This is a genomic window from Streptosporangium sp. NPDC023825, assembly GCF_040639575.1.
In the GTDB taxonomy this organism is placed as follows: domain Bacteria; phylum Actinomycetota; class Actinomycetes; order Streptosporangiales; family Streptosporangiaceae; genus Streptosporangium.
The window spans coordinates 283274-295196 of sequence record NZ_JBFAAE010000004.1 but is presented as its reverse complement, the minus strand read 5'-3'; the positions used below and the strand labels follow the sequence as shown (position 1 = coordinate 295196).

Annotated in this window: 10 protein-coding genes and 1 pseudogene; 5 read left to right on the top strand and 6 right to left on the bottom strand. The window is 66.4% G+C overall.

From position 1 onward, the window contains the following. Window positions 1-195: 195 nt before the first annotated feature. Window positions 196-642 (bottom strand): helix-turn-helix domain-containing protein, encoded by a 447-nt coding sequence (locus AB0G15_RS06205; protein WP_362835883.1) that lies wholly within the window; start codon window positions 640-642, stop codon window positions 196-198. 131 nt (window positions 643-773) lie between these two features. Here AB0G15_RS06205 and AB0G15_RS06200 point away from each other — a divergent pair, with 131 nt between their 5' ends. Both AB0G15_RS06200 and AB0G15_RS06195 read left to right on the top strand, forming a co-directional pair. Next, window positions 774-1646, top strand: a complete 873-nt coding sequence (locus AB0G15_RS06200; protein WP_362835881.1) for an aldo/keto reductase family oxidoreductase — start codon at window positions 774-776, stop codon at window positions 1644-1646. A gap of 293 nt (window positions 1647-1939) precedes the next feature. Continuing rightward, window positions 1940-3216: pseudogene (locus tag AB0G15_RS06195) on the top strand (ISL3 family transposase). A 152-nt stretch (window positions 3217-3368) separates the two neighbouring features. Here AB0G15_RS06195 and AB0G15_RS06190 read toward each other — a convergent pair. From AB0G15_RS06190 to AB0G15_RS06175, 4 genes are read right to left on the bottom strand one after another with little or no spacing between them, the layout of a single operon-like run. Next, the gene (locus tag AB0G15_RS06190) at window positions 3369-4091 is read right to left on the bottom strand and encodes a response regulator transcription factor (protein WP_362835879.1); all 723 of its coding nucleotides are present in this window, start codon (window positions 4089-4091) and stop codon (window positions 3369-3371) included. Next, the gene (locus AB0G15_RS06185) at window positions 4088-5167 is read right to left on the bottom strand and encodes a histidine kinase (RefSeq protein ID WP_362835877.1); all 1080 of its coding nucleotides are present in this window, start codon (window positions 5165-5167) and stop codon (window positions 4088-4090) included. Before AB0G15_RS06185 ends, AB0G15_RS06190 begins: the two co-directional genes overlap by 4 nt. Before the next feature lie 14 nt (window positions 5168-5181). After that, the gene (locus tag AB0G15_RS06180) at window positions 5182-6222 is read right to left on the bottom strand and encodes an acyltransferase (RefSeq protein ID WP_362835875.1); all 1041 of its coding nucleotides are present in this window, start codon (window positions 6220-6222) and stop codon (window positions 5182-5184) included. Further along, a complete protein-coding gene (locus AB0G15_RS06175) occupies window positions 6212-7705 on the bottom strand; it encodes an alpha/beta hydrolase (protein WP_362835873.1) in 1494 nt (497 codons plus the stop codon). Before AB0G15_RS06175 ends, AB0G15_RS06180 begins: the two co-directional genes overlap by 11 nt. 1420 nt (window positions 7706-9125) lie before the next feature. Between AB0G15_RS06175 and AB0G15_RS06170 the strand changes: the two genes are divergently transcribed. Further along, a complete protein-coding gene (locus tag AB0G15_RS06170; RefSeq protein WP_362835871.1) occupies window positions 9126-9407 on the top strand; it encodes a hypothetical protein in 282 nt (93 codons plus the stop codon). Between the two features lie 218 nt (window positions 9408-9625). Here AB0G15_RS06170 and AB0G15_RS06165 read toward each other — a convergent pair whose 3' ends face one another. Further along, window positions 9626-9793: a hypothetical protein gene (locus AB0G15_RS06165; protein ID WP_362835869.1), complete on the bottom strand. Its 168-nt coding sequence runs from the start codon at window positions 9791-9793 to the stop codon at window positions 9626-9628. Between the two features lie 206 nt (window positions 9794-9999). Here AB0G15_RS06165 and AB0G15_RS06160 point away from each other — a divergent pair, with 206 nt between their 5' ends. Together AB0G15_RS06160 and AB0G15_RS06155 are read left to right on the top strand one after the other, a co-directional pair. Further along, window positions 10000-10602 carry a hypothetical protein gene (locus AB0G15_RS06160; protein ID WP_362835867.1) on the top strand — a complete coding sequence of 201 codons (603 nt, stop codon included), beginning with the start codon at window positions 10000-10002 and terminating at the stop codon, window positions 10600-10602. A 493-nt stretch (window positions 10603-11095) separates the two neighbouring features. Next, window positions 11096-11920, top strand: coding sequence for a hypothetical protein (locus AB0G15_RS06155; protein WP_362835865.1), 825 nt, complete (start codon window positions 11096-11098; stop codon window positions 11918-11920). Window positions 11921-11923 lie beyond the last annotated feature (3 nt).

Sequence of the window (11923 nt, the reverse complement as noted above, 5' to 3'; positions counted from 1 at the left end):
TGGACAGGATCTTCGGACAAGATCTTCAAGAAGCGCAGAACATCCGCGTAACCCTCTGGCTCCCCGTTCGGCTCCCGAAGACCGGAAAGGGGCCTCGGACAACCTCCGAAACCCCTGCCGACCAGCTAAAAGGCTCTTCGCAGTTGAGGGTGTAGGCCGAGAACGTAGAGCTGTTGGACGGTTGGATGTGAGTCATCAGGGGGTGCGAACGTCGTAGTTCTCGCGGTTTGCGAGGACCTCGGCCATGTGTGTCTGCGCCCAGTTTCTGAGCCCGCGGGTCATGTGGTGGAGCGAGAGGCCGAGGTCGGTCAGCTCGTAGGAGACGGTGACAGGGACGGTTGGCGTCACGGTACGGGTGAGCAGACCATCGTGCTCCAGCGACCGTAGTGTCTGGGTCAGCATCTTCTGGCTGACCCCGGCCAGAAGACGAGAGATCTCGGAGTAACGCATCGCCTTCGGAGCGTCTGCGTGTGCTGCACCGGGCTGGCCAGGGCTGTTGTCGCCGCCCAGCGCACACAGGATCAGGACGACCCACTTGTCCGAGATTCGGTCGAGCAGTTGCCGGCTGGGGCACCCTGCCAGGAACGCGTTGTACTCCACCTTGGCCTGAGCCCTCTTCTGGGCCGCCTTCATCGTCGTCACTGATCGCACCTCTCACCAATGGGTGGGTTACGCACCCCCAAGTGCCTACTTCCCGACAGGAAGTTTCTCTCCAATGCTGATACAGGGAGGCAGCAGGCGCCACCCCCAAGTGCACGACGAAAGGCAACAAGATGAGCACACCCTCCCTCTCTCTTCCCGGCGGCACCTGGACTCTGGGTGACCTGACCGTCACCCGGTTCGGTTACGGCGCCATGCAGCTGGCCGGCCCGTGGGTCATGGGGCCGCCCGCCGATCGCGAGGGTGCCCTGGCCGTTCTGCGTGAAGCGGTCGACCTCGGGATCACCCACATCGACACCAGCGACGCCTACGGGCCGCGCGTCACCAACGAGTTGATCCGCGAGGCACTGCACCCCTATCCCGAGTCGCTGCACATCGTGACCAAGGTGGGCGCGACCCGCGACGAACTGGGCGGCTGGCCTACAGCCCGCCGACCCGAAGATCTGCGCCGCCAGGTCCACGACAACCTCAAGTCCCTCCGCCTCGACGTACTCGACCTGGTCAACCTCCGACTCGGCAACGCCGAAGGTCCCCAGCCCGGCTCGCTTGCCGAGGCGTTCGAGACGCTCGTCGAACTCCAGCAGCAGGGCCTGATCCGCCACCTCGGGATTAGCAACGCCACCGAGGAGCAGGTCACCGAGGCACAGAGCATGGCGCCGATCGTGTGCGTGCAGAACATGTACAACCTCGCCCACCGCCACGACGACAAGCTCATCGACCGGCTCGCCACCGACGGCGTCGCGTACGTGCCCTTCTTCCCCCTCGGGGGCTTCACCCCGCTTCAGTCCTCGGCGCTCTCGGCGGTCGCCGCTCGTCTGGAGGCGACACAGATGTCCGTCGCACTGGCCTGGCTGCTGCAGCGATCACCGAACATCCTGCTCATCCCCGGCACGTCATCGACGGCACACCTGCGCCAGAACATCGCCGGCGCGGGACTCTCCCTCTCTCATGAGGACTTGACCGAGCTGGACGACATCAGCCGCTGAATGCCCCAGAGCTGACCGCCTCACAAGCCACGACCAAAGCCACCGTTCAAGTTCCGGCCCCGGTCACCTTCGCGCGGCCGGGGCCGAAGCAGGACGATTCGCCCTCACCTGGATGACTTCAGATCATCAACCGTCAGGAACTTGTGTCACACCGGCGGTGGCAGCTCACCCCGCGTCGCTGGCCGGGTAGGCGCCGGGGTCTCCCGAGGACCGGGGGTTCCTACACCAAGCCCATCCGGAAGACCTCGACGTTGCACGACGCTACCCCTGAGGCCGGCTTCGCCCGCGCTGACATGAATACGTTCTGCCGCCTTGACGAGCTCGGGCTCGAAGTCACCGGTCAGCGACTCGCCCCGGACCATGCGGTTCTCGCGTGCCGGGTCGTCGAGTCCGATCAGTGGTGCCGCCGCTGCGGTTGCCAAGGCACACCGCGTGACACCGTGACCCGGCGACTGGCGCACGAGCCACTGGGCCGGCGGCCCACGATCCTTCACGTCACGATCCGACGCTACCGCTGCATCGACTGCGGGCACGTGTGGCGGCAAGACACAACCAAGGCGGCTGAGCCGCGGGCGAAGCTCTCGCGCCGCGGGCTGCGGTGGGCGCTTGAAGCCATCGTCTGCCAGCACCTCACCGTCGCCCGTGTCGCCGAAGGGCTCGGGGTCGCCTGGAACACTGCCAACGACGCTGTCCTGGCCGAGGGCGAGCGTGTCCTCATCGACGACATCGGTCGGTTCGACGACGTCACCGCGATCGGCGTCGACGAGCACGTCTGGCGCCACACCAGACGTGGCGACAAGTACGTCGCCGTGATCACTGACCTGACCGGCAACCGCGACGGTACCGGCCCCGCCCGGCTGCTCGGCATGGTCGAAGGCCGCTCCAAGCAGGCTTTCAAGGCTTGGCTCGCCGAACGCGAAGAGTCCTGGCGCAACCGCGTCGAGGTCGTCGCGATGGACGGTTTCACCGGGTTCAAGACCGCCGCCAGCGAGGAACTACCCGACGCGGTCGCGATCATGGACCCATTCCACGTCGTGCGTCTGGCCGGCGACGCACTCGACCGATGCCGCCGACGTGTCCAACCGGCCGTCCACGGGCACCGTGGACGCAGGAGCGACCCGCTCTATACCGCACGGCGAACCCTCCACACCGGCGCTGACCTGCTCACCGACAGGCAGAAGGACCGACGGCCGCGCTGTTTGCGAGCGACGCTCACGTTGAGGTCGAAGCCACGTGGGGGGTCTACCAGCGGATGATCGCCGCCTACCGCGAACCCGATCGGAGGAAGGGCCGAGAGCTGATGGTGAAGTTGATCGAGTCGGTCAGCCAGGGCGTCCCGAGCGCGTTGAGCGAGATCATCACGCTCGGCCGGACACTGAAGAAGCGAGCCACCGACGTGCTGGCCTACTTCGAACGCCCGGGCACGTCCAACGGACCGACCGAGGCCATCAACGGACGGCTCGAACACCTCCGCGGCTCCGCTCTCGGATTCCGCAACCTCACCAACTACATCGCCAGATCCCTGCTGGAAACCGGCGGCTTCAGGCCACGACTACACCCTGGATTGTGAAGAGCCGCCGAGGCCCGCCGCGCCATCTGCCGGTCCGCGGATGAGGTTCTACGCGGGTTGCTCGCCGAGCAAGACGGGTTGGACGGGGAAACGAACTCGGTACTCGCCGCAGACCCCTCTCCCAACGTCCGAGCGCCGATAATGGCTCGTTATCACGTACATGACTTCGGTGCGTCATCGACCGTTGCACGGCCGATTGAGCGCGGAGATCGATTCCCGTCGCCTGGCGCGACCAGCCCGGCCTCGTAGGCGACGATCACGGCTTGGACCCGGTCGCGTACTCCGAGCTTGGCGAACAGCTCGCTCACTCGGTTCTTCACCGTCGACACCGACAGCCCCACATCCTCCGCGATCTGCGCGTTGGACAGGCCGCGCGCGATGAGCTCCAGCACCCGTAGTTCGCGCTCGCTCAGCATGGACAACTCCGCGGGGGCCACGACCGCACGCGGGCGGGCCGGGCGCACGAACGTGCCGATCAGGCCGAGCAGCAGCCGAGGTGCCACCGTCGCCTCACCCCGGTGCACGATCCGGACGCCCTCGATCAGCTCCTCCGGTGACACGTCCTTGGGCAGGAAACCGGACGCCCCGGCCCGCAGTGCCGCGACCACGTGCTCCTCCAGGTCAAATGTGCTCAATGCCAGCACCCTGACCTCCGGCAGCTCGGAGACGATCCGCTCGGTGGCGGCCACCCCGTTCAGGCCCGGAAGATGCAGGTCCATCAGCACAACATCGGGACGCAGGCTGTGGCTGAGGCGTACCGCCTCCAGCCCGTCGGCCGCCTCGCCCACCGTGGTCAGGTCGGGCACGGTATCGAGCAGCAGGCGCAGCCCCACGCGGACCACCGCATGGTCGTCCACGAGCAGTACTTTGATCACATCTTCTCCGGCAGTGGGATGCGGGCGTGTACGGTGAAGCCTCCCTCACTGGAGGGCCCGGCGTGTATCTCGCCGCCGCACAGCGACACTCGCTCGGACATCCCCGCCAGCCCGAGCCCCGGTCCGACGGCGCCGGGACGGGATCGCCCGTCGTCGTTGATCTCCACCTCCACCAGGTCGGGCAGGTAGGCAAGCCGTACCTGTGTCCGGGCCCCGTCCGCGTGTTTGCGCGTGTTGGTGAGCGCCTCCTGAACGATGCGGTAGACCGCGTGGTCCACGCTCGTCGGCAGCTCAACCGCCTCTCCCGAGACCTCCAGCGTCGCGCTGCCCGATCCCTCGATCAGCGCCGGCAGTCGCGCTATCCCGACACCCGCCTGGTTCTCGATCGGCTCGCCGTCGGTACGCAGCACGTCCAGCAGGTGGCGCATCTCCGTCATCGCCTGGCGGGCGGTGTCCTCGCCGGTGAGCAGGGCGAGCCGGGCGCGTTCCGGGTCGGTCGGGATCGTCCGCCGGGCCACACCCATGTAGAGGCCGACCACGCTGACGTGGTGGGCGATCACGTCGTGCAACTCGCGGGCGATGCGGCGGCGTTCGGCGCGTACCGCGTTCTCGACGATCTGCTGCTCATGCCGGTGGGACAATTCGGCTTGCAGGCGCACGATGCGCCCGGCCGCCACCGGCAACGCGGGGGTCAGTACGAGGGCCACCGTCATCAGGGGTGGAACGGCCGCCCACGGCAGGTCTTGGACCACCCAGCCGCCGAGCACGGCCAGTGCCGCCGTGACGATCGAGGCCAGCGCTGGGGCATGCCTGCCCACGCTGTATAGAGCGATGAGCATGGCGCTGACCGGCGTATCGTAGGGGGACGGCTGTGCGCCGATCAGGTAGAGAACGCCGACGAGCCCGGCCACGACGATCGGATGCCGCCGCCGCACCAACATCAATCCTGCGGCCCCCACCGCGATCAACACCACCTTGGTGCCCAACCCCGTGTAGGGGTGGCCAAGGAGCTCCGCCGCCAGCACCAGCGCGGACGTCGCGGTGTCTCGCACCCAGGGGTGGTTCCTCCAGATCATGCTGATCATTCTGATCATTCTTCCAGGGCATCACAGGTGGCGACCGCGGGCAATCGCCGTCGAGGCTTCGGCGGGCGTGCCAGCGCCAGCAGCCCGATCAGTGCCATCGCGCAGACGGGCATCCAGGCGAGCCGCAGTGTCAGCCAGGCCGCGCCGGTCGGCGGGCTGGTGAGCCCGGCGACCGGGCCGAGCCGGAGCGTGACCAGCGAGATGAGGGCAAGCGCCGTCAGGTGCCAGAGGTAGAGCGGGAACGCGGCATCGCTGATCACGGCCGTGAGCCTGGAGCCTACGGCGCGGCGGCCGAGCCGGTCGCCCGCCAACGCGGCGAGCCCGCACTGCGCGCAGCCAAAGGCGAGAAGGGCCGCAGTCGGCGGTGCGACATTCGACATCGGCGCACCGGGCACGTCCATCATGCTGGTGGGGTAATCGCCGAGGGCGACTAGCGCCCCCGTGAGAATCCCGCCTGCGCCGAGCAGCCATGCTCCGTTGATGCGGCCCTGCCTCCACGCCAGGCCTAGGAGGAACGGCACCGCCCAGGCCGAGACCGCGTTGACGTTGCCCAGCCATTCCGACGAGGGCCAGGTGAAGCGGACGAAATCGACCAGGACCACGCAGACCGCAGGAACGAGGGCCGTCGTCCAGCCGTAGCGCAGCACCGCCCGGCGCAGCCATGGAGCGATCGCGGTCAGCAACAGGTACGGCACCAGGAACCACAGCGGCTGGAGCGCAGGCCCGAGGAATTCCCTGATGGCGGCGAGGGAGAACCCGTTGACCGACAGAACGGCCGCGCCCGCGGTCCAGGCGAGCAGGAAAGTCAGCATCGTTCTCAGGCGCGGCGCACTTGAGGACTGTCCATGCGCGTATCCGCTTGCGAAGAAGAACACGGGCAGGGTCTGCAGCAGCCAGGTGGCGGGCGCCCACTCCGGCAGGTCCATGAGCGGACTCGCCACGTGTATGTCGTCCATGACGACATAGGAGGTGACGAGCCATTGCCCGAGGACACCGACCGTGACCGACGTGGCGAGCAGCACGTCGATTCGCTGCTCACGCTGCATGCTCGGTCCCCGTCACCGCGATGTGGGCGATCCGCGCCAAGGTCGAGCTGCCTGGCGCAAGGTACGTGTGATGCCGGGCATCGCCGCCATTGATGACCCGCGCGCCGAACCCGGCACTCACCGGATCGGTGCCGAACCCGAACGGTCCGATGAGCACGCCGGGGCGGAACACGTCGTCGTTGCTACCGAGCGCCGCCCAGACCCGTGCCCGCGTACGCAGATCCGAGACCTTTCTGACGCCCAGGCCGGGACTGCCGGTGACGATGAGGTCGTGGACCGGTAATCCCGCGACGGCGCGACCGCAGACCACGGAGCCATAGCTGTGGCAGACCAGGCTGATCCGTACGTCCGGTGACAGCGCGGAGAGGAAGGACCTCAGCCGCTCGGCCCCCCGGTCGGCCGGCCAGATGGTGGCGATCTCCGGGTTGATGAGGTCCGGCGTGTCGTACCCCAGCCAGCCGATCACCGCGGTCCCCGGCCCCGACCTGGCGGCCTCGTCGTAGAGCGCGTGGGCCGCTCGCCCGGGACTTTCCGGGGAGTGGTCGAAGGAAGCCAGGCTCTGTCCGGAGCCGGGCACGTAGACGATGACCCTCGCCGCGCCGGCGAGATCTCCCACGACCTCGATCGCTTGGCCGTCGCCCTTGCGGCTCAACGCCAGGAACTGGCGGCCGGGCCACGCGTGGCGTTCGTAGCGATCTTGGAGCGCGGGAGCGCTGAAGGCCGGAAGAGGCAGTTCGTCCATCACCGGCCGACCGGCGGCAGCTGTTCCCACGGCGAGCGCGACGGCTGGCAGCAGCGCTCGGAAGGGCAGCGTACGCGAACGAGGGGCATGCGCCGCCGGGGCCGAGCGGCGCTCCACGCGTTCGTACACGGTGACGGCGTAGGGGCGCACCGGGTGCTCGTACGGGTGCTCGCTCACCTTGCGGAAGCCCGGGTTCTCGTCGAGGTGCCGGTAGAGGCGGCGGGCCTCGGGCCATTCGTGCACCAGGACCAGGACCGCACCCGGTTCCATGAACGAGCGGAACCGCCCGAAGACCGAGCGTAGCCGTTCGCCGCGGCCCGCGTAGTACAACACTTCGGCGCAGATAACCAGGTCGAAGGTGCCGCCGGGGTCCTCGTTGAGGAAATCCAGCGCCGCGAATCTCGCCGCCCCGCTTGCCTTCGTCGCCGCCCGGCTGACCGCCCGGTCTGAGATGTCCACCCCCCAGCACTCCGCGCCCGGGTATGCACCTGCCAGTCGGCGAGTGAATGCCCCTTCGCTGCATCCCACGTCCAGGACCCTGCGGTAGGCACGGTGTGGCACATGCCGCAACGTCCTCTCATACTTCTCGATCTCATTTGGCCCTGTGTCATATCGCCCCGGGTCAGAAACGCGATGAACCCACTCGAAGTAGTGGCGGAGGAAGCGCCCCTGTACGGAGGCGGGAGGAAGCGAAACAAGTCGGAAGAGCATCCGATGCAGGTGATCGTGGATGGTGGACATGTACTTAAGCCTGCTGATGCCCATGCTTGAGTTCATCAACGGTAGGAACGATCTCTCGCCGAGACCACGTTCCTGGCGCTGCGGCGTCTTCAGTACTCCAGTACTGGGGGCACTGGGCCTTCTGGCCCAGGCTAGGCTTGAAGACGGCGCTTGCCTCCGGTTGAACCACGGGGAGCCTCCCGCCATATCCGCCCGATTCCCGGCCAGTACTGCGGCTTATCAGGCGGCCAGGTCGACCGCGGTGAAGTCGACCTCCTTCAGGAGGGGGCGAACAGGTCGGGCTGGTGGCGCAGGTCGTCGGTGGCGCAGGCGCCGAAGCGGCTGGTGCCGGCGCGTAGGTAGGGGCGATCTGGCCGAACGGGTCGGCGGTGATCTGTCGGCCTTCGGCGACCAGCTGCCGCGCCATGTCGGAGAGTCCAGCGCGTTATTGACCTCGATCCGCCGCCTTGACGAAACCTACAGGCAGGATTAGAACACTCCGAGCTGGTCACAGCAGAAGCAGGATCCGGCCGGTCGGCTATGGGTCAGACTCCTTGGCGGGCTCTTCGATGTCGTAGATGTCGGCTCCTTCGAGTCTCGGGTGTGGCTGATCTCGAAAGTCACCCAGAACGAAGAAAGGGCGCCTCCCTTTCGGGTGACACTCGTCCTGACCAGCTAAAACCTGGTCGGGACGACAGGATGTGAACCTGCGACCCCTTGGCCCCCAGCCACGAGTTGGGTATCCGGGACGATCTGAAGGAGTCGGACGGGGAGCCTTCCCCCTGGGGAAATTTCCGGCCAGGTCGGAGAGGGTCGGAGCCGGTTTGAAGGCGTTGGCTCCCTGAATTGGCTCCCATGACTCCCAGGACATGGAGTAGGCGTTTTAACAGCTCGATGGCTTTCAGGGTGGCTACAGATGACGTTTAGCACTCCAACAATGCCGGCACCGCCGAAAACTACCGGGTCTTCCCCTCCTCCGAGGAGACCTTCGAGTTCGACTATGGCACGTACACCGTCCTTGAGCAGGGAGGCACTGAGCGGGCGCCGTTCCGGCTCGGCAACGACTCCGAGGAAGGACTGGTTTTCACCTTCACGGACGCCGACGACTCCGGCGCCGTGGCCGAGGGAGTCCGGTCCGGTAACGGAACTCCGGCGGATGAACGATTCCTTGTCGCGGGTTCACAGGCCGGTCATGGAGATGCGCGGAGAGTCAAGGGGTGGGTGGACGCAGTCAAGCACACACGTCTATATAGGGGCTCTCTACGCAGCTCGGCCGGTACGGCCTGCTCTGTGGCTTCGCCGCTCGGCTGTCTCGTGTGCCCGATTCAGCTTCACGCGCTTAGCACGGCAGTCCTCGGGCATATGCAGGGCATCGGCCGCAAATCCAGGCCGACCACGGAGGCCCCTCCGGGCGACATGCCGTAAACCATTGGATTCACACGTGTCTGCATACGAATTTCCGAATGACCTGGTAGAGATTCAGCGCGACTACGAGCAAGCCGACGCCCGCTTCGAGAAACTGGTCGCCGCTCTCCCCTCGACGATAGACATCATGACCGGCAAACCGAAGACCACCGATAAGCAGGAGGACGAAGTACAGAAGGCCCGCGAGGTGCGACTGCAGGCGCAGGAGAAGCGCGACCAGCACCCGTGGCTGCAAGACATCGACGACCAGTACGCCGCCAGGATGCAGCTGTGGAAGGCCGCCCGCTCCAGCGAGTGAACTCCCCCGCCTGGTCACTCTTCTTCCCCGCCGCGCCGGCCTCGTCGTCGAGCATCAGGGCGGCTGCACCGTGGCGGTAGCTGCTGGAACTGTTCCTCGATCATGTGCGGGTCGATCTGAGGGCTGGCCACGAGCCCGCCCAGGTCGACGCCGACCAGCTGACGTTCGTCTGGCGTAGCTGTTCTGCTGCCTGGCTGTCGGGGGGGGGGGGCGGCACTCTACTCGTACGGAAGCGTCATCGCGAGCATGTCGCCTTCCCTGCCCTCGACCACCGCCAGCACGTAATCCTCCAGAGCCTCATGTGGCAGCCGCCGCAGCCGGGGCAACCCCCCCACGACGATGAACGCGTCATCCCAGCCGTAGGGTACGACGTCGCTGCCTCGCATCCTGGGGCCGAGGAGCCCGTGTCGTTGGCCCGGGCAAACCGGTTCTCGCTGTAGTCGCCGCGTTCCTTCAGCTATCCAGCAGCCCGTCACAGGGTCGAGCGGAATAATTTCCCCGCCTCGCCGGAACACCCGTTGTAGACACCTGACAACTGTCCGGGCGATCAAATCGTTTGGCCGCCCACCAGGCCATCGGATAGAACGGCACGGTGATCCTCGACGGCGCCCTCGATCCGCAAGCACTGAGCCGGCTCTGGGAGCGGCAATGGCCCGAGTGCCCGCCGGTCGCCCACTGGCTTCGCGGTCACTATCCGGACCGCTGGATCAGATTTCACAGCCTGCCGGAGTCGAAGCGCTACCCGGACGATGAGGCGGAATACGCCATCGTGCTCAACCGCCACCACACCGTGCTGTCCGAACTCGATCCAGGCCCAGACCTCCTGGTCATCACGACCGAATGGACGGACACTCCAGCACTCACCCCTCAGCTGCGGCCGAGACGATCAGAGGTCGCGCCGGCGGCACAGCACTGGCAGACCCTCATCGAAGAACCTGACGATGATCCCGAATTCCGTACCTATACGCAGCTCTACGCCGAGACGCGACCGTGGGGACCCGGCGTCATCGACGCCGTGCTTCGAGCGGTCGCGGACGACGAGATCAGCAACGTGCTCCTTGGCCCTGCGGATCTCCGCTGGCTGTACCACCCCTACGACGGCGGCGCCGACGTGGTCCTGCCCACGCCGACCGAGCGTGATGCCCTCAGGGACCGGCACCGTGGCTGGCTGTCCACACACCCACGAGGTCTCTGAAGGATGTAGCGGACTGCGGCAGCCGGCGCCGTCGATGCTTGACCACCGCTCACAGGCCAAGGCTCCGGATAGATCCGACGGAGTCGAACGAGGAACCTGCCACCCACGTAAGATCCTGAGCGCACCTGACTCCGATTGGCTCCCGAAGATCGAAAAAGGGGCTCCGGAGAGACTCCGAAACCCCTGCCGACCAGCAAAAACCTGGTCGGGACGACAGGATTTGAACCTGCGACCCCTTGATCCCCAGGCAACCCGAGCGGTTCCCTGACCAGGGTTGATATCCGCTCTGACCTGCAGTTATCCTCTCTGGCTGTCCACCGGCATCCAGCCCTGTCCATGGTGGTTGTCACCCAGTTAGTCACCCAGAAACAATGGCTGCCAACAAGCGTCTTCATCGATGCCGTCAGGCGTTCCTTCACCGCTTGGTGACCAAGCTCCATTGTCAGTGCTTGCTGCGATCATGCCACTCACATGGCGAAGGAAGGACTGACGGATGCAGGAACCAGGCGCTTCGGGAACGGATGGCGGCACGAGGAAGACCGATCTGGACGTACGCGCCCATCACAAGAAGGTCCAGATCCGGTGGGCCGTGGCAAGCGATCCCGCCACGCCCCCCGAGACCCTCGAAGCCATGGCGACAGACCCCTCCCGCACGGTCAGGCGTGCCCTGGCGGCTCGGACCGACGCGCCGGGCAAAGTCTTGCGTGCGCTCGCTCAGGACCCGGATTTGAAGACCCGCCAGACTCTTGTCAAGAATCCCTCCTGCCCATCCGATGTCCTGATCAACATGGTCGAAGACCCTCACTGGTCGGTTCGATGGTCAGTACCGGAGCATCCGGCCGCCGACGCCGAGGCCCGCCGCGCCATCTGCCGGTCCGCGGATGAGGTTCTGCGCGGGTTGCTCGCCGAGCAAGACGGGTTGGACGGGAAAACAAACTCGGTACTCGCCGCAGACCCCTCTCCCAACGTCCGAGCGCGCCTGGCGGCTCACACCGACGCCCCGGACATCCTCGCCACCCTGATAACCGACGCCACCCCCAAGGTTCGTGCCGGTGCGACCGAGAATCCGATCACCACGACGAACCAGCACCGCCTTCTCTCAAACGACAAGTCCGCAACCGTGCGCAAAGCCGCAGTAACGTCGGAAAAACTCCCTCACGACGAATTACACCGGCTTGCCCATGACCGGTCGGTCGACGTGCGGTGGTATCTGGCCCTATGGCCCACGACGCCGGAGACCGTCTTACGAGTTCTCTCCGAGGATCCCCATCCCGATGTGGTGGCCCAGGCCCAAGCCAGACTCGGGGAGAACACCTAGCTC

Coding starts and splice junctions, on each gene's coding strand:
- AB0G15_RS06200 (WP_362835881.1), top strand. CDS start 774: ATGAGCACACCCTCCCTCTCTCTTCCCGGCGGCACCTGGACTCTGGGT.
- AB0G15_RS06185 (WP_362835877.1), bottom strand. CDS start 5,167: ATGATCTGGAGGAACCACCCCTGGGTGCGAGACACCGCGACGTCCGCG.
- AB0G15_RS06180 (WP_362835875.1), bottom strand. CDS start 6,222: ATGCAGCGTGAGCAGCGAATCGACGTGCTGCTCGCCACGTCGGTCACG.
- AB0G15_RS06175 (WP_362835873.1), bottom strand. CDS start 7,705: ATGTCCACCATCCACGATCACCTGCATCGGATGCTCTTCCGACTTGTT.
- AB0G15_RS06165 (WP_362835869.1), bottom strand. CDS start 9,793: ATGCGAGGCAGCGACGTCGTACCCTACGGCTGGGATGACGCGTTCATC.
- AB0G15_RS06155 (WP_362835865.1), top strand. CDS start 11,096: ATGCAGGAACCAGGCGCTTCGGGAACGGATGGCGGCACGAGGAAGACC.